This window comes from Rheinheimera sp. 1928-s, from assembly GCF_029269265.1.
In the GTDB taxonomy this organism is placed as follows: Bacteria; Pseudomonadota; Gammaproteobacteria; order Enterobacterales; family Alteromonadaceae; genus Pararheinheimera.
Genome location: NZ_JARIXP010000003.1, coordinates 358,406 through 380,009, shown reverse-complemented (window position 1 = coordinate 380,009; position 21,604 = coordinate 358,406). Strand labels below are relative to the sequence as shown.

The following is a 21,604-nucleotide window of genomic DNA, read 5'->3' as shown; positions in this document are numbered from 1 at the left end:
TCAAGGAGCTGCAGATGAGCCAGATAGGAACCCCGGGTGCCGCCAATGCCACCAAAGTGCTGTTATTAGGTAGCGGAGAACTGGGTAAAGAAGTATGTATTGAACTCAAACGTTTAGGCTGTGAAGTGATAGCAGTCGACCGTTACGCCAATGCGCCCGCTATGCAAGTGGCCGATCGCCATTATGTAATTTCTATGCTGGATCGTGCCACTTTGCGCCAAATTGTGATCAAAGAAAAACCAGCGCTGATCGTACCCGAGCTGGAAGCCATAGCCACCAGCACGCTAGTCGAGCTGGAGCAGCAAGGTTTTACTGTGATCCCAAGCGCTAAAGCGGCCAACCTGACGATGAACCGTGAAGGTATTCGCCGTTTGGCGGCAGAAGAGTTACAACTGCCTACTTCACCTTTCCGTTTTGCCGATGACAAAGCCAGCTATTTAGCTGCAGTGGCGCATATTGGTTACCCTTGTGTAGTGAAACCTATTATGTCGTCCTCCGGCAAGGGCCAGTCTGTGCTGAAATCCGACGCTGATTTAGAAGCCGCCTGGGCTTATGCACAGGAAGGTGGCCGTGCCGGTAAAGGCCGGGTTATCGTCGAAGGTTTTATCGACTTTGACTATGAAATCACGTTGCTGACAGTTCGTTCCATTTCCGGCACCCAGTACTGCGAACCTGTTGGCCATCGTCAGGAAAAAGGTGATTACCGCGAATCATGGCAACCTCAGGCCATGTCGGCTGCTGCATTGGAGAAAGCTCAAAGTTACGCTGCTTTAGTCACTGAAGCTTTAGGTGGCTTTGGTTTATTTGGTGTCGAGTTATTCGTGAAGGGCGACGAAGTCTGGTTTAGCGAAGTATCACCACGACCACACGACACTGGTATGGTGACGTTAATTTCACAAAACTATTCCGAATTCGCGCTGCATGCCCGCGCTATTTTAGGCTTGCCTATCCCGCTCATTCGCCAATACGGCCCAGCCGCTTCAGCTGTATTGCTGGTTTCTGGCAACTCGGAGCAAATTGGTTATGGCAACTTAGCTCAGGCTTTAATGCAACCGGACACCGACCTGCGCCTGTTTGGCAAACCCGAAGTGCAAGGCGAACGCCGTATGGGTGTGGCTTTGGCTTTAGGCGACAACGTCGATCACGCCAAACAAAAAGCACTGGATGTGATCACCAAAATTAAAGTGGATGTGTTGTAGCTTTGATGTTTTCACAAGCTGGGGCCAGCAGGCCTCTGCTTGGTTTCCCTCTTTGATTTCAGCTTGATCTCCTCAGGTTTTCCCCCTAAAAATCTGCAAAATTAAATTTCTTTATTCATCAAACTATTAAAGTCTGATCCCTCATTTTGGTCTGGCTATCGCTTGTTTTTCTTTATTGTTAAATTATATTTAACCTTAAGTAAATTTTGTGTTTTTTGTTGTTTGGGAAGCGACAAATCCGTGCTTTTAACAACACTGTTCCGCTTCAACCGGGCATTGTTGCTAAATGCGGGTGTAGTGCTGAAACAACGCAGCCTAATGGCTTGGTTATATGAGCCGCTCTTAAGCCTTAAAGGCAGGCTGCACTCGTTAATCAACTCAAGGAGAGATAAAATGCAAGAGTTAACATTTGAACAAGTGGAAGAAGTGAGTGGTGGAGATATGGCTGAGGCAGCTGCAGCTGGAGGCTTGGCTGCAGGTATAGGCATAGCGACCTTTGGTACTGGTTGGGCGAAAATGGGTATAGCTGCTGCATTTGCTATTAGTCCGATTGGGGTTATTGCTGTTGTTGGCTTGTCTGCTGCTGCTGGTTGGCTGATGATGCAAGAATAACATTTATATTTTATATACCGCCCAACTTGTTTATGGGCGGTACTTCATTGAGAGGTACATATGGATATTATTTATTTACTAATTACATTTGGGACTGTTTATTTAATATTTTCAGTTGTTGAGATTAAAAAAAATTTGAAAAAAATACTTGGTGAAAAATACAACACAGATGATGAAAGCATTGTTGATATTGTTGAAAGTATAATAAATGGAGATGTTAATAAAGCTAAGATAATTTACTCAAAAAAATGCGGAGTCACACCTTCTGAAGCGGATAGCACGATAAATAAAATAGTATTTATTTTAAAGAAAAAAGATAATAAAGAGTGACGTTGTTTACCAATCCGAAGCTGCTGAGTACCAATGGGGGTCATGTAAAATAGCGCATTTCTAAAATTGAGGATCAGCATCATGCTTGACGTTCAATGCCCTCATTGCCAGAAAGCACTGAGCCTAAGACAAAGAAAAGGGCTTATATTGCAACCTTCCATACACTGTATCCACTGTAACGGCTTGGTCAGGATCAAGCAGAATTCTGTGTTTCTGAACTCCTGGTTTCTGGGGACTATTTTTGGTATTACCATGCAGTTGTTTTTGAACAGTTCACTACCTTTTATTATCTGTACGGTATTGTTTGTTGGTTTTGTGTTTCAGCCATTCATCGATATTTTGTATTCTCTAGAACCAGAGGAAGAAGATGACTTCGATTTTTGAATGCAGAGGCTTGCAGTGCTGTAACCCATGAGAATATTTAAATTAAGTTTCCGCATACCAGAAAATCATTGTCCACATTGTTCAACTAATGTGAGTCGTCAGGTTCGTAAATTACTGTTGCTGTTGGGCGATGCTCGTTGTCCTTGGTGTGGTTATATGCTGGTTCCAAGAATAACCTCGTTACTCCCTTTAAAAGTTGTTGTGGGTTTGGCAATGGGGACAGCAGTGAACTTGTCTTTGAAGTATTTTTTTAGTGCAGCACCACACCTTTTGATTTTATTGGCAACAGCTGTTGCTGTGTATCTTGGTTTTCGGCTCTGTGATTGCTATGCAAGTTTGCGGGTTTTTGATGTCTGAAGTTTTTATCACTGCTGCCTGAACTCTTCCAGCTTCGGATATTGCCTTAACACATCACAAGCCCTTGTCATGGCGTCGCCAAATAAGGCTGGATGAAAATCACCGTTTTGGCAGTAGTCGCGGCGAAATTGCAGCAGGTTGGTGATGTTCTGCGCTGCTTTGGCTAATGCTTCCTGCTGGCCTGTACCGTAATCCTGGCCTATCGCATAAAAAGCTTTTTGAATTTTACGGGTGACCATGGAATCAGACTGAGCGCCAGGCAGTGAAATATGTTCGGCTAACCAGTCCAGCACAGGTTCTGAATAAGGCAACATTCGTGGGTGGTCATAAAAGGTCAGGGTGCTGACTATCAGCAAACACAACAGCAAAAAATTGCGCATAACTTGTTACCCCATTTATAACTCTATTGTTTATAACACAGCAAGAGCAGCATGACACTGTCAATCAGGCTACCAAAATATGCTGTACTGTAAACAAAGTTGACACGCCTAAACTGTTCTTGAGATAAAAATTCAATATGGATCATAGTGTTATATACTACGGGCCTTTGGTTCGATTATTGCAGTAGCACATAGGGTTATAACAGAAAGCAGCAGAGGCCAGGCTTCAGCAACCTTGACTATTATGCCAAAAGCAGACTGGCACTGTGGTCACGGATTGGTCAAAACAAAGCTGGGCTTGTCCTGTATCAACAAGCTGCATTAAACAGCCTGCTACACTGAATACTGGGTAGCAGCACGAGGAATGGGCGTGGATAACAAGATAGATATTAAAAACATTCCGGTAGAGGTGCATCAACCCAATCCGGACAAAAAAGCCAAATACAACCCAAGAGACCGTATTTACATTCGGGCTGTGAAGGGCCTGCATCAAAGCTTAAGGCGTAATATAGGCTTTGTGTTTATGGGTCTGTTTATGTTGTTACCCTGGCTGGAGTTTCATGGTCAGCAAGCTATTTTGTTCGATTTGGTTGAGCAAAGGTTTTATATCTTTGGTATGACCTTGTGGCCACAGGATTTCACTATTCTGGCCTGGATTTTTGTCATTGGCGCTTTTGCATTGTTTTTTGTCACCACCTTTTATGGCCGGGTCTGGTGTGGTTATTTATGTCCGCAAACCGTATGGACTTTTATTTTCATGTGGTTTGAAGAAAAAATTCAGGGCACCCGTAATCAGCGCATGAAGCTGGATCAGGACCCCTGGAGCTTCAGCAAAGTGATGAAAAAAGGCCTGACCCATTTCAGCTGGCTGGCATTTTCTGTACTCACAGCACTGATTTTTGTTGGCTACTTTACCCCTGTTGATCAACTGTTTATCCAATTTTTTACACTAGAAGCCAGCTTCTGGGCTGCGGTTTCAGTCTGGTTTTTTGCTTTCTGTACTTATGGCAATGCAGGCTGGATGCGCGAAATTATGTGTACGCACATTTGCCCTTACGCTCGTTTCCAGTCGGCCATGTTTGATAAAGACACTTTTACAGTCACTTACGACGCCAAACGCGGTGAAAACCGGGGGCCACGTGCCCGTAAAGACACAGACTACAAAGCCAAAGGCTTAGGCGATTGTATCGACTGTAATTTATGCGTGCATGTTTGCCCTACCGGCATTGATATTCGTAACGGCTTGCAGTACGAGTGTATTAACTGCGGAGCCTGTATCGATGCCTGTGACGATACTATGGATAAAATGGGGTATGCCAAAGGCTTAATCAGCTACACCACAGAACATAGTCTGGAAGGCAAAACCACTAAAGTAGTGCGTGGCAAGTTAGTGGGTTACTTTATGGTGCTGGTTGCTGTGTGTGCAGCCTTTGCCTGGACCTTAGTGGTGCGTAAACCTGTGGTGATGGACATAGTGCGTGACCGGGGCGCTTTATACCGTGAAACCGACGAAGGTTTAATTGAAAACACCTACACCTTAAAAGTGATAAACAAATCGCAGCTGGAACAAACCTATCAAGTGTCGGTTGAAGGTTTGGATCAAGCACAGTGGTTGGGTGAAAAAGAGCTGACCATCAAAGGTGGTGAAACTGCTAACCTGCCGATCAGTTTGTCTTTGGATCCGGTGGATGCGAAAAAACCTGTGCTGGATATTGAGTTTGTATTGCAGGACAGCGACGAGCCTGACATTCGTTTAACTCAGGGTAGCAAGTTCTTTTCCGCCCGTTAAATCAGTAAAAGCGTTAGACTAGGCTACCCATAAATTGGGGGTCAGATCACATTAGTTATGTATAACTAATGTGATCTGACCCCATTTTTATAGCTTCTACGGAATTCCATGAGCACTTTTGACTTTTCTACTTTAAGTCCGGATTTAATGCTGGATGCCTTATTTCATTATGGCTTTGATGTCAGCTCGGGTTTATTGCAACTCAACAGCTTTGAAAACAGAGTCTGTCAGTTTAGAGATGATGATCGCAAAAGCTGGGTGGTGAAGTTTTACCGGCCAGAACGCTGGAGTTTTGAGCAACTGAATGAAGAGCATCAGTTTGTTGCTGAACTGGCAGAGATTGAAGTGCCAGTGGCCGAAGCTGTGGCGCGTGACGGTCAGCAGGTGTTGTCCTATGGCGGCTTTTATTTGTCCGTATTCCCTAGCCGGGGTGGCCGTACTTTAGAGCCAGATAACGATAATCAAATGCTGCAATTGGGGCGTTTTTTAGGCATGGTGCATCAGGTAGGCGCTGCCCGGCCTTTTGTACACAGGCCAACCATAAACCATCAAACCTTTTTGCTCGACAGCCAGCAAAGCTTGTTGCAATCGGGCTTGATTCCGCCTTCGCTGGAAAAAGATTATCAGGCCATGATGCAACAGTTATGCGACAAGGTCGGTCCTTTGTATAAGCCTGAAAAAATCCGCCGTGTGCATGGCGACTGCCATATAGGCAATTTGTTATGGCACGACGACAGACCACTGTTGCTGGATTTTGACGACAGTCGTAACGGCCCTGCGGTGCAGGATTTATGGTTATTGCTAAACGGCGACAGAGTGGAGCAAACCTACCAGTTGTCGTTATTGCTGGAAGAGTATGAGCAGTACTGCGATTTTGACCATAAAGAGCTGCGTTTAATCGAACCTTTGCGGGCTATGCGGATTTTGTCTTATATGGCCTGGATCGCAAAAAGGTGGAGCGATCCGGCGTTTCCGAAGAACTTTCCATGGTTCAGTACAGACCAATATTGGCAGCAACAGTTAAGGGCGCTGGATGAACAGCTGAAATTCTGTGACCAGAGCCCACTTTCTTTGATGCCCCAGTGGTAAGTTTTTGTTAGAGTAGTGGCAGTTTTATTCCAAGGAACATTTGAATAATGAAAAAGTTAACAGCGTTGTTAGTCGGTGCTTTGTTATTACCTGTTGCAGTTTTTGCTGCTCAGTTTGAAGAAGGTAAACACTACGAAGTGATTTCAGAGCAAGCCACAGCCAAGCCTGAAGTAAAAGAATTTTTCTCTTTTTATTGCCCTGCTTGTTTTGCCTACGAGCCTAAAGTGCAGGCCTTAGCTAAACAATTACCAACAGGTGCTGAACTGAAAAAAGTACATGTCGACTTTTTACAACATGCATCACCGGAAATTCAGGTCACCCTGGCCAAAGCTTACCTGGTTGCGAAAAACCTGGGTAAAGGTGACGAGATTGCCAGCGCGCTTTTTAATCATATTCATGTAGAGCGTAAAAGTTTTGCTAACGATGACGAGATCAAAGCAGTTGCAGTTGCCAGTGGCGTAGATGCAGACACTTACGACAAAGCGATTAAAAGCTTTACTGTGGTTGGTGCTGCTAAACAAATGAAAAAAGAGCAGGATGTTTTATCTGCCCGTCGGGTATTAAGCAGTGTTCCTACTTTTATCGTTAACGGTAAATACAAAATTCTGAGCCAGGGTTTGAGCCGTGAAAATCAGGATGAAGAGTTTAAGCAGTTAGTTAATTTTTTACTGACTCAATCTTAATAAGGCGCTTTTTATGTTGAAAAAATTATTGGCCGCTTTGCTGTTTGCTCCTGTTATGGCATTTGCTTCTGCAGCGTCCCCTGTGCAGTATCAGGAAGGTGTGCATTACGAGGTGATCGCAGAAAAAGCGACAACTAAACCTGAAGTTCTGGAGTTCTTTTCGTTTTATTGCGGGCATTGCAAAGCCTTTGAACCCTTTGCTCAGGCTCTGGATAAAAACCTGCCTACAGGTGTCAGCCTGACCAAGCACCATGTCGATTTTCTACGGGTGGCTCCGCCTGAGCTACAGCAGTCTTTAGCTAAGGCTTATGTGGTGGCCAAAAATGCAGGCCAGGGCGATCGTATTTCAAATGTGATTTTCGATTATTTACATAATCAGCGCGCGACTTTCAGTTCAGAACAAGATATCCGTAACCTGTTGGTGGTGAATGATATTCCGGCTATGTTGTTTGACTCAGGCATGGTTAATCCGGCTGTCGTTGCTGAAGTAGCTACTATGAAAAAAAGTCAGGATCACTACTCTGAAGCCAAAGTACTGCAAGGTGTACCTACACTCTTGGTCAACGGCAAGTACCTGGTGAAGTTCTCTGGCTTAAGTCAGCAAAATTTCCAGCAAGATTTAAATGCTGTAGTCACTTATTTGTTAGCGAAAAAAGACTGACAGCATCCATTCAATACAAAGTAAAAAAACCGGCTCAGTTGATGAAATGAGCCGGTTTTTGTTTTGTTACGCTGACGATCAAAAACTACATTTATTCACGCCAGCATTGGCTATCACATGAGCTTTTACTTCGTTCGTGGGCAATAAAGCGAAGCTGTACGGCAGATTTAATACTGCATTCGGCTGCACATTGGGTCCTGCAATCACACCTTCAGATGGCATGGCTTGCCAGGTGGTATTACTGAACTGATTACCTCTGGTATCCCAGTAACCCAAAGCGCTGGAATAAAATGACACTATAGGATTAGTGGTGTTTTCAAACACATTATTTTCAATACGGATCACCGCGCCCATTCTGCTGTTAATGCCAGTGTCCTGCACTTCGGTGTAGTAATTGTTGTAAATATGGCCCTGGCCAAAACGGAATAACGGCAGGCGTGAATTGACTCTTTGCCAGTAGTTATGGTGAAAGGTAATGCGGCGGTTGAAGTTGTCAGAATCGCTGTTGCCCCATAACGAGGTTTTCCAGCTGTCGTGCAGATAGTTGTATGAAATCGTTACTTTATCTACGTCTTTCTTGCCGCTGACTAACTCGTCGTAATAGTCTTTCCCTACATCCAGACTGTTGTAAATTTCGTTGTGATCGATCCAGATATTGCTGGCTGGCCCTTCCAGCGTAATAGCATCTTTATCCCCTGTATTGACATAACGCAGCTTTAAATTGCGCAGAATGACGTTATTGGCGCGGAAGACTTTAATGCCTATGCCATCAAATAAGGCGTTATTGCCCACACCGATAATACTGACGTTATTCATATCTTTAATATCAAACTTACTGACACCACCTGAGTTGGCGGTGGTAATAGTGCCATTGACTCTGATGGTTAAAGGGCGGTTTAAATCTCTGTTGGCCAAAGCGGCCTGAATTTCAGCTCCTGTGGTTGCTGTTACTGTCACCGCATTGGCACCTGCGCCTCCTGTGGTGCCTCCATCCAGCGACGCAAAACCTTGTGGGCTGGCACTGCAAGCCGTAACTTCACCTGTTGGCGGCGGGTCGGTCGGATCTGTAGGGTCAACTGGCTCTGTTGGATCCGTAGGGTCCGGATCTGTGCCGCCTTCTGTATTCAGATAGACTTCAAATTCGGCAATGCGGGGCGCTGAGCTGGCGCTGATAATTTCCAGATTCAGCTTTTTACTGCTGATGGTGCTTAAATTCAGCACTTTATTGCTGCCAATACTGCTGCCGCTGGCTAGTTCAGCGCCATTGTCGTTGTTGACCAGACGCCAACTGGTGACGGCGGAACCAGATTCTTTCAGCACCACCTGATTCAACTGAACGGCAGAGCTCCATTTCACTGAAACCCGTTGATTTGAGTTACTGGAAGGTTGCCAGTAGCTTTGTAAGTCGTTGTCTCTGACATCTGAATAACTGATACCGCTGGCTTTACTGGAACCGTCGGCTCCGGCACCCGGGCCTGTGATCGCCAGATTGTTGGCATGCACCGCAGTACTGACGGCACAGCTTAACGCTAAAAGTGGGAATAGCAGATTTTTATGTTGCATCTATTTGTCCTCAAATTGCTGTTATTTTTTATAAGTAGTCCGGTCCTGATTCAGGTCCTGGCCGGCACAGCAGAGTGTGGACCAACATTTTAGGGACAGCCATTTCACATCTGGAATTACAGCCTGATTATGGATTTGACAAATTTCATTGATTTTGTTGCGAACCATTCGCAATTGAAATAGTCTAGATGATATCAATTCTCAATTGGAACCATGGCATGGATAATTGGCAACAGATTATTGCTCAGGGCAATCAGGCTTTTAGCGAACGGCATTTGGCGGCAGCGGCGAGCTTTTACCGTCAGGCTATTTCTGATGTTTGGCCTGTCTGGTATCACTGTGCTTTTATCTGCTGTCCGCCTGAGTTAAGCCGGGAAGAAGCTTCGTTGCCCACTTTTTGTTTATCCATTTCTATTCAGAATCTGGCGGAAACTTATGCGCAGCAACAAAGATGGCGGCGTTGTCAAACCACGTTAAGGCATGGTTTAAACTGGTTTGAACAAATGCTGCAGCGTTTGGACGGCGATCATCCGGCCAGTATTGCTGTGCTGCAGGAATCCGCCAAACTCAGAGCTGAATACAAAGCGGTTTGTCAGAGATACAAAGTGTGGCAATTGTCGCGTTTACCAGTCAGCCAGCAGTATTTGCACTAAAGCGAAAATGTCTCCAGCCAGAGGTTAAGTGATTTACAGCAGTTGCCATGTCCCTTGTTGCAGTTCCAGGCTTTGAAGTTTTTGTTCTTCCTTGCCATTATGATGATGCAGCCTGATAAATTCTGCTTTCTCCGGACTCACCCAACGCACATCCAGTGGGTTCCAGGGTTGTATTCTGTTGTCGTCACCGCTGAGCACCAGTTCGGCATACAGCTTGTGGTGACGGATCTGGTAAATCACCACCAGATTGGCGTTTTCCTTATCTGAAAGCCCCTCGGAATACACCAGTAAACGTTTGTTGTCCGGAGATAACAAAGGAAAGCCATTAATCTGGGTCTGTAAACCGGTCTGAGTATTCACCAGATACACACTGCGGCCACGGTATTCAAAAACCCAAATCACGGCCAGTTGCACTGCTGCTAAATAAGACACCAGATAAGGCTGGGTATCTTCGTCGGTTTTTTCTTTAAACACAGGAAAAGCCAAAGCTCCGGCCTTGGTTTGCAGATGCAAAAAATTGCTGTTGCGCTGCACCTGAAATGGTACTTTGGGCAACAAGTCTTCCTCCAGCTCTTCAGCGCAAGAGCGTTTAAGTTTCACTTCAAACTCACATGCCATTGCAGTCGTCGCAATAGCACTGCAAAATAGCCAAAACAGGAACGACAGTGCTATTTTTTGCAGTAAGCTGATGTTGGGCATCAGAAGTTTTCCTCGCCTGAGTGGGAGCTTCGGGTCGTCTTGTGGCTTAGTGTAGGTAAATTTGCGCTGCACTTCGCAGAATTTCATCTGAAAATGCGAATAAAGTAGGGTGAATGGATAAATGGTCAGTTATCAGGGAGCGGAATATGGCACAGCAACAAAAAACAGTGCTGATCACAGGTGCAAACCGGGGTATAGGTTTTGCTATTGCTAAAAGTTTGATACAGCAAGGTGGTTTTCAAGTGCTGTTGGCGGCCAGGCATCAAAAAGATGCCGAAGAGGCGGTGTCTTTGTTGGGGGCAGGTACAGCGCTGCGGCTGGATTTAACCGATCCCTTATTGCTGGAACAAAAAGCGCTGCAGATCGAGCGTCAATATGGTCCTGTTGATGTGCTGATCAATAACGCTGCCATGCTGCATTCCACTGATGTACCGCACACTCAGGCTGAAGATTTAATCCACAGTCTGTCTGTCAATACTGTGGCGCCTTTTATACTGTGCAAAGTCTTCGGGCAGTTGATGAAACAAAGGGGCTATGGCCGCATTGTTAATCTTTCATCCGGTTGGGGCAGTTTTTCCGAAGGTTTGGAAGGGCCTGCTTGTTATGCCATCAGTAAAGCTGCGCTAAATGCCGTTACTGWCAGTTGTGCCCGTGAATTCATGCCGGAAGTGAAGGTGAATGCCGCTTGTCCTGGCTGGGTTCGCACCCGTATGGGCGGAGAAGCCGCCGATTTAAGCCCGGAGCAAGGAGCGGAAACACCAGTCTGGCTGGCCACATTAGCTGAGGATGGCCCGACCGGTGCGTTTTTCCGCAATAAAACTCAGATTGACTGGTAGCTGGTGGTGCAGGTTTAGAAGTCCTGCACAGTAGGGCGCAGCACTATTTCGTTAATATCTACATCCTTTGGTTGTTCTATCGCGTAGGCCACAGCCCGTGCTACTGAATCTGCAGGAATAGCGATTTGATAGAAGTTACCAACAAATTCTGCGCTTTGCTGGTGGCTACTGCCGTGCTTCAGTTCTGAATCTACTGCACCTGGCAATATAGTAGTGGTACGTATTGCACCACCTACCTCATGGCGCAGACCTTCACTGATGGCTCGTACCGCAAACTTGGTACCGCTGTAGACTGTGCCGCCCGGGCTGAAGACTTTAATACCAGCCACAGACGAGATATTAATAAAATGACCGGATTGTTGTTGTTCAAACACCGGCAGCGCTGCGGCTATGCCGTACAACACACCTTTGATATTAATATCGATCATCCGATCCCATTCATCAGTTTTTAATTCACTGATAGGGGCAATAGACATCAGGCCTGCGTTATTAATAATCACATCCAACTTGCCAAAACGACTGACAGCCAGATCGACCAGGGCTTTTACCTCATTGGCTTTAGTCACGTCTGTCACCAGATATGCTGCTTGCCCGCCTTTAGCTTCGATAGTCGCAGCTATCTGTTGCAGCTTGTCCTCACGGCGCGCACCCAATACTACATTGGCGCCTAAGCTGGCCAGATGGTAAGCCGTGGCTTCACCTAAACCGCTGCTGGCACCTGTAATGACTACCGTTTTTCCTGCAATATTCTGACTCATGGCTATATTCCCGCTCAGGTTGAACAAAGTTAATTTCGACCTGTTCAGTATGAAGTGATAGACAAATCCAAAAAATGGAAATATTTTTATTTTTTAATTCCAGGAATTGGAATAGTTAATGCTCAACAAAGTTGAATTATTGCGAATTTTTTGTACTGCGGCAGAAAGTGACAGTTTTAAAGCTGCTGCGGTAAGGTTGGGCATTTCACCTCAGGCTGTGACTCGCGCTGTGCAGCAATTGGAGCAAAGCACGGGTGAGGTATTGTTCCATCGCAGTACCCGTCATATCCGGCTAACCCGTTTCGCTGAAGGTTTTGCGATTCAGGCGAAACATAGTCTGCAGCAATTGGATGCTTTATTTCAGCAGCATCAGGCTGTTTCAAATAACACTATTGCCGGATTAGTGCGGTTGGCCGCTCCGAGAGTGATTCGGCCTATACTGATGCCTGTGCTGAGTGCTCTGGCACAGCAACATCCGGCTTTGCAGCTCGATTTACGTTTGTCGGATCAGATTGCGGATGTAGTGGATGAGCAAATTGATGTAGGAGTGCGGATTGGACTGATCCGGGACAACGGTTTTATTGCTCGTAAAGTATCTTCTGTGGGTCTGTTTCTGGCAGCCAGCCCGTTGTTGCTGTCAAAATACGGGGTTCCGCTGGACTTAGAACAACTGGCCGAGCTGCCGACAACAGCCTTGATGGACAAAGCCACTGGCCGGGCTTGGCACTGGTATTTTCAAGAGGGCCAGCTGTGGTCTCCGAAAAAAATCAGTTTTGTCGCAGATGATTCCGAAACGGAAGCCGATGCAACTCTGGCAGGCCTTGGCGTATCGCAACTGGCATCTTGTATGGCGATTCCTCATCTGCGTTCTGGTGCCTTAGTTCGTTTGCTGCCTGAACTTGATCCCAAACCCTGGCCTTTGTCTGTTTACAGGCCCCAACGTGGCCCTGTACCTGATCGGGTCAGGTTGGTATTTGATACGCTGATTACAGCATTAAGTGACAAAGAGATATTTCCTGAATCAGCTTAATGTTCAAGCAAGATTGTTTTCACTTTATTCAGGCACATGAATTCTGGCTTTCACGTATTTCAGCTGCGCCACTATGGTAAAGGTCATAATCACCAGCAATGACCAGGAGCTCCATTTGCCAACATGCACCACAGACCAGGCGCCAAGCTGGTTCGGATAACTCCACAAGCCCATAAAAGTGCTGATGTTTTCTGCCAGCCAGATAAAAAATCCAACCAACACAAAACCAAGCAACAAGGGCATTTGCCGTTCCTTATCCAGCGGATGGTAGAACACTATAGTTCTGGCATACAAACCTAAGGTAATAGCCGCCAGATACCAGCGGTAATCACCAATATAATGATGGCTGAAAAAGTTAAGATAAATCAGGGACGCAATCAAAGCGGCCATCCAATAAGGCGGATGATGCCTGACCCTCAACTCCATCAGACGCCAGATTTGAATAATGTAACTGCCGACCGCGGCATACATAAAACCGGCAAATAGTGGTACGCCGAACACTTTGCTTAAAGCAGGATCCGGGTAGCTCCAGGACTGAATCGCACCAGAGGTTTTAAAGACCTCCAGCACAAAACCAACAATATGAAATAAGCTGATGGCTTTGGCCTCATCCCAGGTTTCCAGTTTGGCCCAGACCATCCAGATTTGGATCAGCAAAGCCAGTAGTAACAACAGATCATAACGGCTGACGCCAGCTATGCCTTCGCGTGGTACTAGCAGCACAGACAGAAAAAACAAGCCGACAAATAAGCAGGCGCGGGCCTGTTTAATACCAAAAAATAAAAACTCCAGGCAAAAACGCTGCACAACTGAGCAGTTTGCTGGTGCTTTAACAGACATAAGCCATTGATCGAACAAATTAAGTTGCAGAGCCATCGGAATAAACAATCCTTTGATGAGGGCGAATATGAAAGATGAAATCCAAGGCTCACTTGTAACATTGCTTTTGGTTTGGCTCAATTCTATCACTGATAAATTTTAGCTTCCGGCAGCTTATTCAACTGAGTTGGTCGCTTAAATTATTCAATTTAACCGGATTTAGCTTGTTGTTCGTCGCAGCTTTGGTCACTCTCTGCTGCACTACAATTAAAAAGGAAACACCCCTATGAAAACAGTGATGACCAGTCTGGCCACTTTGCTCTTGTCTTACTCTGCTGTAGCCGCAGTTCCGGCTATTGAAATGAACCAAAAGGCTGAACTGGATGCCGATACACTGGTGCTGCTGGTCAGCCCTGAGCAACTGACTCAATCTTCTTCTGCAGTGTTGCAACACAAAGCCATACAGCACGCTATTAAAACCGCAGACTTTAAAGCCAAAAAAGCCGCTCAGCTGGATGTGCTGGCTGAAGTGGCTGGTTACAACAGAGTGGTTCTGCTTGGTACAGGTGAACCTAAAGATCTGACGGCTGCCACCAGCAATAACCTGGGGGCAGACATTGCCGCCTGGATGAAAAAAGACAAAGCTAACTCTTTTACGGTAGACACAGCAGCTGTGCAATCGGGGTTAAGCAATGCTGATTTTGCCGCTCAGCTGGCACATGGTATTGAATTACGTTCTTACAGCTTTGACCGCTATTTCACCAAAAACAAAGCAGAAAAAGCCAAAAAGCTGGAAATACTGGTGACAGATGAACAAGCTGCAGATCGCCAGTTCAGCAAGCTGCAGGCTGTTACTCAGGGCGTGTTTTTAGCCCGGGATCTGGTAAACGAACCTGCCGCAGGCTTAACACCAGAGACTTTTGCTGCGCAAGCAAAAGCACTGGAAAAGCTGGGTGTTAAAGTGCGGGTGCTGGATGTGCCGGCTATGGAAAAACTGGGCATGGGTGCATTATTGGCTGTGGGTAAAGGCAGTCAAAGACCACCCCGTTTAGTGGTGGCGCACTGGCAGGGCAGTGAACAGAAGCCGCTGGCCATTGTCGGCAAGGGCATTACTTTTGATACGGGCGGTTACAATCTGAAAACAGATTCCGACTCTATAGTGAGAATGACCAGCGATATGGCAGGTGCAGCCGCAGCTTTAGGCACTATCAAAGCACTGGCGCTGCAAAAAGCCCCTGTCAATGTGGTCGCTGTGATGGCAATGGCTGAAAATATGGTGTCTGATAAAGCCATGTTACCAGGCGATGTGTTGAAATCTGCTGCGGGTTTAACTATTCAGGTCACCAATACCGATGCCGAAGGCCGCTTAGTCTTGGCTGATGCCCTGTGGTATGCCAATAAAGAATTCCAGCCGCGCGCTATGGTGGACATTGCTACTTTAACAGGTGCCAAAGTGGGTGCTGTAGGTACTTATTATGCCGGTTTGTTTTCAGAGCAACAGTCGCTGGTGGATCAACTGACCTTAGCGGGTGAAAAAGTAGATGAGCCCGTCTGGCGTTTACCTTTAGGTTCGCAGTTTGCTGAKGAAATCAAAAGTGATATTGCTGATATGAAAAACACCGGCAGCAGCACTGGTGCTTCCACTGCAGCCTGGTTCTTAAAGCAATTTACCGGTGATACACCATGGGCTCACCTGGATATAGCTGGCAATGCGTTAAGCAGAACAGATAACGAAGTGAATACCAAAGGTGCAACGGGTTATGGCGTGCGTTTACTGACTGAATGGGCTTTGCAACAGCCATAAGGGTTTGTGATCAGCAATTCAATATTGTTTGTCATAAATGCAGGAGCATGGTCCGGTCTGTTTGCTGGCTGAGGTAGAAACCCAGCCAGCTGCGTTTGACGGCTGATCCCTGCTGCGGGAATGCCGTACACTAAAAACATCTTGGTATGCAGGTTTAAAATTTAACAGATGACTTTGTTTTTGAGACTCTTTTTCTCTGCTGTTTTACTGCTGCTGGCGGCTGGCACTGTTCAGGCTCAAACCAGTGGCTGGGTCAAGGCCAGCCATTTAAAAGCAGAGTTGGTCAGCGATCATCAGGACCTGATGCCCGGGCAGACATTTAAACTGGCGCTGCATTTTATTCCGGATGACCATTGGCATACCTATTGGCAAAACCCCGGAGACTCCGGCTTAGCCACCAGTATTGACTGGACTTTGCCTGAAGGCGTGACGGCTGGCGCTATCCAGTGGCCGGCTCCTATGGCAATTGCAGTGCCCCCACTGGTCAATTACGGTTTTGAAGGCCCCACTATTTTAGTGTCGGAACTCACTATACCGGCCGATTTTAACCAGTCTCAACTCCCGATCAAAGCCAAAGTGGATTGGCTGGTGTGCAAAGAAATTTGTATTCCGGCAGAGGCCAGTTTTGAGCTGAATTTGCCTGTCACACAAACCGCTATTGAAGCACGTGACTACAAACAACTCTTTGAGCAAGCCAGCCAGAAGCAACCAAAGCCAGTGTCGCTGCAAGGCCGTTATGATGTGCAAAATCAGAAGTTCTCCGCTGTTGTGCAGATGCCGGAAGACTTAAAAGTATCGGCTTTTTTTGTCTCAGCACCCGAGCTGGTCGACCATGCCGCGCCGCAGGAAATGGATTGGGTTGACGGCGAATTGTTATTACGCCAGCAGAAAAACACTTACTTCAGCCAGGCGCCGGCCCAGTTTGAGCTGGTGTTAAACACTGTGGCAGGCCCTGTATTGCTGCAGCTGCAGCACGAAGGTGTGCCGGTCAGCTCAGAACTCAGCCTGGCAAGCTTCAGCCTGCTGGATTGGTTGGGAATGTTGCTGTTGGCCACTTTGGGTGGTTTGATCCTGAACCTGATGCCGTGCGTATTCCCTGTGTTGTCATTAAAGGCTTTAAGTCTGGCCAATGGTCAGAATTCGACACCGCAGATCAAAGCTGAAGCCTTATGGTACAGCGCTGGTGTCATCATTAGTTTTGTGTTGTTAGCTGCGTTACTGTTAGTGTTCAGAGCCGCAGGGCAGGCGGTTGGCTGGGGCTTCCAGTTACAGAACCCATTGATCGTAGGCTTACTGGCTTATCTGCTATTTGTATTAGGTTTAAGTTTATCTGGTGTGATGCAACTGGGCATTGGCTGGATGAGTTCAGGCCAGCAACTGACGCAAAAGCAAGGCCATAAAGGTTCATTTTTCACCGGTGTGTTAGCTGTAGTAGTGGCCAGCCCTTGCACAGCGCCTTTTATGGGGACGGCTTTAGGTTATGCCGCCACTCAGCCTGCGCTGGCGGCTTTGGCTATTTTTGCTGCGTTAGGTTTGGGTATGGCATTGCCTTTCCTGCTATTGGCCTGGTGGCCTGGTTTTGCTGCTGTGCTGCCTAAACCCGGGCTTTGGATGGAAAAGCTGAAGCAATGGCTGGCCTATCCTTTGTATTTAAGTGCGGTCTGGCTGTTGTGGGTTTATGGCCGTCAGCAAGGTTTAGATGCCTTAGCTTTGGCCTTAGTGGGTTTGGTATTAGTGGGAGCAGCTTGCTGGTTGTGGGGACAGCAGCAACTACAACAAGCCGGTAAAGTCAGCAGTCTGATAGCACTGTTGCTTGTGGCAGGTTCCATTGCTTTACTCTGGTATCCACAGCCTGTAGCTCAGAAGATTGCAAAAACTGATCATGCTGAAGCCTGGTCAGAACAACGCTTAAAGCAACTGGTGCAGGAGGGGCAGCCTGTACTGGTGAATATGACGGCCGACTGGTGTATTACTTGTTTAGTGAATGAGCGTGTGGCACTCAACACAGACAGCAGCAAAGCGGCTATGGCATTGTATAACCTGACTTATTTAAAAGGCGACTGGACTAATAAAGACCCTGCCATTAGTGCCTACTTACGCCAGTTCCAGCGTGATGGTGTGCCTTTGTATGTGTTGTATTGGCCAGGACAGCCGCCGGAAATTTTACCCCAAATTTTAACGCCGGATTCATTACGTCAGGCGTTAGAGCAATTGAGCAGTAAACAACCCTTAATTACCAGTCAATAGCCACAGGAGTTAAACCATGAAACTCAAGCTTGCTTTAAGTTTATCTGCATTATTTTTTGCTGGCAGTTTGTTTGCCGCACCTCAAGTCGGTCAGGCCGCACCGGCATTCAACCTGACTGACAGCAAAGGCCAGAGCCATTCGTTGGCCGACTTTGCTGGCAAAACTGTAGTGCTGGAATGGACCAATCACGATTGTCCTTTTGTGGTGAAACATTACAGCGGCAATATGCAGGGCTTACAAAAACAGTTTGGCACTGATGATGTGGTCTGGCTGACAGTGATTTCATCAGCTCCGGGCAAACAAGGCCATGTGACTCCTGCTAAAGCAGATGAGCTGACCAGCAGCCGTAATGCAACTCCGGATGCCGTTTTGTTTGATGAAACAGGTGTCACAGGTAAAGCTTATGATGCCAAAACCACACCTCATATGTATGTAATTGATAAAAAAGGTGTATTGCAATATATGGGCGGTATCGACAGCATTCCGTCAGCCAAAGTGGACGATATTGCCAAAGCCACACCCTATTTTTCTGATGCGTTAACAGCAGTACTGGCAGGTAATCCGGCTAATCCTGCCGTGACTAAGCCATACGGCTGTAGTATCAAGTATTAAGTACGACTGGTATATTGTGCCTCATAGAAAGCCGCCTTCATCAGCGGCTGTTTCTTTGCCTTGATAAAAAATCGGATTTACTCTTTTACGCCTGCGTTAAACAAGGTATAAGTGCGCAATGAAAACTCCAAAACGCATTCAGCCGCTGATCGACGAAGGTCTGGTGGATGAAGTACTCAGGCCACTGATGAGTGGCAAAGAAGCCTCCGTATACGTGGTACGTTGCGGGGACGATATTCGCTGCGCCAAAGTGTATAAAGACGCCAGTCAGCGCAGCTTTAAAAAAGCCGTGCAGTATCAGGAAGGTCGTAAAGTACGCAGTTCCAGACGGGCCCGCGCTATGGAAAAGGGCTCGAGCTTTGGCCGCGAACAAGCCGAAGAAAGCTGGCAAAACGCTGAAGTTGATGCCTTGTACAAACTGGCCGACGCTGGTGTACGGGTGCCTGTGCCTTATGGCTGTTTTGACGGCATTTTGCTGATGGAACTGATTTTAGACGCCGAAGGTGATGTTGCCCCTCGTTTAAATGATATTCAACTGACCGCCGAACAAGCCCGCCGTGACCACAAAACCATGATGCAGGATATTCTGCGCATGTTGTCGGTCGGTTTGGTGCATGGCGACTTATCCGAATTTAATGTACTGCAGGACCCACAAGGCCCTGTCATTATCGATTTGCCGCAAGCCGTAGACGCTGCTGCCAATAATAATGCGCAGTGGATGCTGGAGCGTGATGTTAATAACATCACCCAATATTACGCTCAGTTTGCACCTGAACTTGCTGCCACTAAATATGCCAAAGAAATCTGGGCCTTATTTGAAGCCGGTAATTTAAATCCAAATACCGAACTGACAGGCGAATTCGCTGAAGCAGAACAGGCGGCTGATGTTGGCGCTGTGCTGGATGAAATCAACGCCGCTTTTGCTGAAATGCAAGAGCGCAAAGAACGGCAACAGGCCGCCAATGAACCGGATTAACAGAACCTGATACTTTGGGTTCAGGAGCAAGACATGCTTGTAAAACAAAGTGACAGTATGGTTCTGCTTATTGATATGCAGGAAAAACTGGCTCCGGTGATCGATCAAGGCAAAGAAGTAGAACAAGCTGCTGCCTGGGTATTACAAATTGCCGTACAGCTTGGCGTGCCTGTGCTTGCTACCGAACAATACCCACAAGGTTTGGGTGTTACCTTAGCTGCTTTAGCCGAGTTAGTGCCTGAAGACCATGTGATGGAAAAAATTCATTTCAGCGCCTTGCGTGAACCTCTGATTGCTGAGCGTTTAAAACTAAGCGGTAAAACCCAACTGGTGATCATCGGCACCGAAACTCATGTTTGTGTGCTGCAAAGTGCAATGGATGCCTTAGCTGCCGGTTATCAGGTGTTTATTGTGGAAGAGGCTGTAGGCTCCCGTACTGAGCAAAACCGTCAACTGGCTTTGTTGCGTTTACAGCAGGCCGGTGCCCAGATTATCAGTAAAGAAATGCTGGCTTTTGAGTGGCTGGATAAAGCTGGTACAGATAACTTCCGTACCATCAGCAAAGGCTGGATCCGCTAGTCCGATGAAGTTGTAATGTTAAAGCTGCTAAAAGTCTCCTGCTGGCGTTTGCTCGCTGGTATCAGTTTGTTGTTGGGCTTAATAGGCGTCGTCTTGCCCGGTTTACCCACAGTGCCATTTTTGTTGGTGTCTGCCTGGTCTGCAGGCAAAGGTTGGCCTCGGTTAGAAATCTGGTTATTAGAGCATCCCAGTTTTGGTCCGCCATTAAAGCGCTGGCGTGAACAAGGCGCTGTACCCCGTAAAGCCAAATATATGGCGCTAGGCATGATGTCGTTGTCTGTGGTTATGTTACTGCTATCCCCTGCTCCTTTTTTGCTCAAACTGCTGTTACCACCTTTTCTCTGCTGTGTTGCTATTTGGTTGTGGCGTCGCCCTGAAGCCTGATTGTTCCTTTTAAATCAACAATTTAAAATTTGACAGCTGCATCATTGCGCACTAATTTGTTTACATAATGTTAAACAAGGAGTGTGTGATGGAACTTACTTTAAGCCAGCTTCGGCAGGAGTTTGAACAGCGCAGTAACAAGTCGATGTCTATGCCATTGGCTGGCACAGTGTTTTGGTCAGTGGTGCTGGTGCTTAGCCTGCTGTTGCCTTTTAACACCGTATTGCTGGTGATGTTGTTTGGCTCAGGCGCTATTTTTCCACTGGCGTTGTTGTTTGCCAAATGGCGCAACGAAGATATGTTTATGAAAGGCCATATCTTGGGCAAGCTGATGCTGACAGGTGTCATTATGGCCAACTCACTCTGGGTTTTGCATATAATTTTGCTGTTCGCTCAACCCAAACTGGTGCCTTTTAGTCTGGCTTTAGCTTTAGCCATTCACTGGCCTTTATACGGCTGGATTATTCAACACAAGCTGGGTTTACAGCATTTATTGATGCGCGCTTTTGGCCTTTTTGCTGCTTTTTTATGGTTACCGCTGAATTCCATTACCTCTGCCGCTTTAGTCACAGTCATCTGTTATTTAATCACGCTGGTGCAAATGCAGCGCCGTGTGGTGGATGCTGGAAACACTGCCTAGTCATGGCTGCGGGCGACCATAAAAGTCGCCCCTACGAAAATTTTGATGGAAAAAAACGTAGGGGCGGGCCTTGTGCCCGCCCGTCTATTTGCTGAGCATAAAACCAGAAAAAGTTTATCCCCGCCCGCCTGTCCGTTTACGCTAGATCACTGTAAAACTGCATCTTCACCCCCTGCTCAGGTTCAGTCCTGGACTTAGTCCATCATTTGTTATGCTGAATATTTTACGATAAACATAAAAAAATAGTTGATCATCATAAAATTGTCAGCTAGATTCAACTTCTATGAACATACAAATTAATCTCGATATAGAACTGGCGAAAAAGAAGATGTCGCTTACCGAGTTATCGCAACAGGTTGGGGTATCCATGACCAATCTGTCGTTGCTAAAAACCGGTAAGGTGAAGGCTATCCGCTTTAGTACGCTGGCCGCCATTTGTCAGGCTCTGAGCTGTCAGCCTGGCGATATTTTGCAATATGTTGCCGATGACTCTGCAAAAGACAAAAACGGCATTTGAGT

The 21,604-nt window shown here is 46.6% G+C and carries 25 protein-coding genes; 20 read left to right on the top strand and 5 right to left on the bottom strand.

What is annotated here, in order from left to right; all coding sequences use genetic code 11:
* The first annotated feature begins 14 nt into the window (after positions 1-14).
* The 5 genes from purT to P3C17_RS09425 all read left to right on the top strand — a co-directional run bounded on the left by purT (position 15) and on the right by P3C17_RS09425 (position 2,882).
* Entirely contained in the window at positions 15-1,199 is a 1,185-nt protein-coding gene (gene purT / locus P3C17_RS09445) for a formate-dependent phosphoribosylglycinamide formyltransferase (protein ID WP_300929201.1), read from the top strand.
* Positions 1,200-1,592: 393 nt separating this feature from the next.
* Positions 1,593-1,811, top strand: coding sequence for a hypothetical protein (locus P3C17_RS09440; protein ID WP_300929200.1), 219 nt, complete (start codon positions 1,593-1,595; stop codon positions 1,809-1,811).
* 60 nt (positions 1,812-1,871) lie between these two features.
* Positions 1,872-2,141: a hypothetical protein gene (locus P3C17_RS09435; protein ID WP_300929199.1), complete on the top strand. Its 270-nt coding sequence runs from the start codon at positions 1,872-1,874 to the stop codon at positions 2,139-2,141.
* 207 nt (positions 2,142-2,348) lie between these two features.
* Positions 2,349-2,525: a hypothetical protein gene (locus P3C17_RS09430; RefSeq protein WP_300929198.1), complete on the top strand. Its 177-nt coding sequence runs from the start codon at positions 2,349-2,351 to the stop codon at positions 2,523-2,525.
* A 27-nt stretch (positions 2,526-2,552) separates the two neighbouring features.
* Positions 2,553-2,882, top strand: a complete 330-nt coding sequence (locus P3C17_RS09425; RefSeq protein WP_300929197.1) for a hypothetical protein — start codon at positions 2,553-2,555, stop codon at positions 2,880-2,882.
* Between the two features lie 8 nt (positions 2,883-2,890).
* Here the strand turns inward: P3C17_RS09425 and P3C17_RS09420 are convergent, their stop codons facing one another.
* Positions 2,891-3,262 carry a hypothetical protein gene (locus P3C17_RS09420; protein ID WP_233080202.1) on the bottom strand — a complete coding sequence of 124 codons (372 nt, stop codon included), beginning with the start codon at positions 3,260-3,262 and terminating at the stop codon, positions 2,891-2,893.
* Between the two features lie 370 nt (positions 3,263-3,632).
* Between P3C17_RS09420 and ccoG the strand changes: the two genes are divergently transcribed.
* From ccoG to P3C17_RS09400, 4 genes are all read left to right on the top strand, one after another.
* Positions 3,633-5,051, top strand: a complete 1,419-nt coding sequence (gene ccoG / locus P3C17_RS09415; RefSeq protein ID WP_300929196.1) for a cytochrome c oxidase accessory protein CcoG — start codon at positions 3,633-3,635, stop codon at positions 5,049-5,051.
* Positions 5,052-5,159: 108 nt separating this feature from the next.
* Positions 5,160-6,140 (top strand): serine/threonine protein kinase, encoded by a 981-nt coding sequence (locus tag P3C17_RS09410; protein WP_233080204.1) that lies wholly within the window; start codon positions 5,160-5,162, stop codon positions 6,138-6,140.
* 47 nt (positions 6,141-6,187) lie between these two features.
* Positions 6,188-6,823, top strand: a complete 636-nt coding sequence (locus P3C17_RS09405) for a thiol:disulfide interchange protein DsbA/DsbL (RefSeq protein WP_300929195.1) — start codon at positions 6,188-6,190, stop codon at positions 6,821-6,823.
* 13 nt (positions 6,824-6,836) lie between these two features.
* Positions 6,837-7,484, top strand: coding sequence for a thiol:disulfide interchange protein DsbA/DsbL (locus P3C17_RS09400; protein ID WP_300929194.1), 648 nt, complete (start codon positions 6,837-6,839; stop codon positions 7,482-7,484).
* Between the two features lie 78 nt (positions 7,485-7,562).
* Here P3C17_RS09400 and P3C17_RS09395 read toward each other — a convergent pair whose 3' ends face one another.
* The gene (locus tag P3C17_RS09395) at positions 7,563-9,047 is read right to left on the bottom strand and encodes a pectate lyase (RefSeq protein WP_300929193.1); all 1,485 of its coding nucleotides are present in this window, start codon (positions 9,045-9,047) and stop codon (positions 7,563-7,565) included.
* A 218-nt stretch (positions 9,048-9,265) separates the two neighbouring features.
* On the opposite strand from P3C17_RS09395, the gene P3C17_RS09390 reads away from it, so the two are divergent.
* Positions 9,266-9,700, top strand: a complete 435-nt coding sequence (locus tag P3C17_RS09390; RefSeq protein ID WP_300929192.1) for a hypothetical protein — start codon at positions 9,266-9,268, stop codon at positions 9,698-9,700.
* 33 nt (positions 9,701-9,733) lie between these two features.
* Here the strand turns inward: P3C17_RS09390 and P3C17_RS09385 are convergent, their stop codons facing one another.
* Complete coding sequence (locus tag P3C17_RS09385) at positions 9,734-10,399, bottom strand: hypothetical protein (RefSeq protein ID WP_300929191.1); 666 nt, start codon at positions 10,397-10,399, stop codon at positions 9,734-9,736.
* A gap of 146 nt (positions 10,400-10,545) precedes the next feature.
* Between P3C17_RS09385 and P3C17_RS09380 the strand changes: the two genes are divergently transcribed.
* Positions 10,546-11,235 (top strand): SDR family NAD(P)-dependent oxidoreductase, encoded by a 690-nt coding sequence (locus P3C17_RS09380; RefSeq protein WP_300929190.1) that lies wholly within the window; start codon positions 10,546-10,548, stop codon positions 11,233-11,235.
* 14 nt (positions 11,236-11,249) lie between these two features.
* On the opposite strand, the gene P3C17_RS09375 is transcribed toward P3C17_RS09380, so the two are convergent.
* A complete protein-coding gene (locus tag P3C17_RS09375; protein WP_300929189.1) occupies positions 11,250-11,993 on the bottom strand; it encodes an SDR family oxidoreductase in 744 nt (247 codons plus the stop codon).
* A gap of 118 nt (positions 11,994-12,111) precedes the next feature.
* Here P3C17_RS09375 and P3C17_RS09370 point away from each other — a divergent pair, with 118 nt between their 5' ends.
* Positions 12,112-13,023 (top strand): LysR family transcriptional regulator, encoded by a 912-nt coding sequence (locus P3C17_RS09370; RefSeq protein ID WP_300929188.1) that lies wholly within the window; start codon positions 12,112-12,114, stop codon positions 13,021-13,023.
* A gap of 24 nt (positions 13,024-13,047) precedes the next feature.
* Here the strand turns inward: P3C17_RS09370 and P3C17_RS09365 are convergent, their stop codons facing one another.
* A complete protein-coding gene (locus tag P3C17_RS09365; protein ID WP_300929187.1) occupies positions 13,048-13,899 on the bottom strand; it encodes a DUF817 domain-containing protein in 852 nt (283 codons plus the stop codon).
* A gap of 229 nt (positions 13,900-14,128) precedes the next feature.
* Between P3C17_RS09365 and P3C17_RS09360 the strand changes: the two genes are divergently transcribed.
* The 8 genes from P3C17_RS09360 (at position 14,129) to P3C17_RS09325 (ending at position 21,602) form a co-directional block, all read left to right on the top strand.
* A complete protein-coding gene (locus P3C17_RS09360) occupies positions 14,129-15,646 on the top strand; it encodes a leucyl aminopeptidase (protein WP_300929186.1) in 1,518 nt (505 codons plus the stop codon).
* Positions 15,647-15,826: 180 nt separating this feature from the next.
* Positions 15,827-17,893 (top strand): protein-disulfide reductase DsbD domain-containing protein, encoded by a 2,067-nt coding sequence (locus P3C17_RS09355; RefSeq protein ID WP_300929185.1) that lies wholly within the window; start codon positions 15,827-15,829, stop codon positions 17,891-17,893.
* A 16-nt stretch (positions 17,894-17,909) separates the two neighbouring features.
* Complete coding sequence (locus P3C17_RS09350) at positions 17,910-18,506, top strand: thioredoxin family protein (RefSeq protein WP_300929184.1); 597 nt, start codon at positions 17,910-17,912, stop codon at positions 18,504-18,506.
* 118 nt (positions 18,507-18,624) lie between these two features.
* On the top strand, positions 18,625-19,482 hold the full coding sequence (locus P3C17_RS09345; RefSeq protein ID WP_233010909.1) for a PA4780 family RIO1-like protein kinase: 858 nt from the start codon (positions 18,625-18,627) through the stop codon (positions 19,480-19,482).
* Positions 19,483-19,515: 33 nt separating this feature from the next.
* Positions 19,516-20,061, top strand: a complete 546-nt coding sequence (locus P3C17_RS09340) for an isochorismatase family protein (protein ID WP_300929183.1) — start codon at positions 19,516-19,518, stop codon at positions 20,059-20,061.
* A gap of 15 nt (positions 20,062-20,076) precedes the next feature.
* Entirely contained in the window at positions 20,077-20,445 is a 369-nt protein-coding gene (locus tag P3C17_RS09335; protein WP_300929182.1) for a YbaN family protein, read from the top strand.
* Between the two features lie 88 nt (positions 20,446-20,533).
* A complete protein-coding gene (locus P3C17_RS09330; protein ID WP_300929181.1) occupies positions 20,534-21,085 on the top strand; it encodes a hypothetical protein in 552 nt (183 codons plus the stop codon).
* Positions 21,086-21,368: 283 nt separating this feature from the next.
* Positions 21,369-21,602 (top strand): helix-turn-helix transcriptional regulator, encoded by a 234-nt coding sequence (locus tag P3C17_RS09325; RefSeq protein WP_127685227.1) that lies wholly within the window; start codon positions 21,369-21,371, stop codon positions 21,600-21,602.
* Positions 21,603-21,604: the final 2 nt, after the last annotated feature.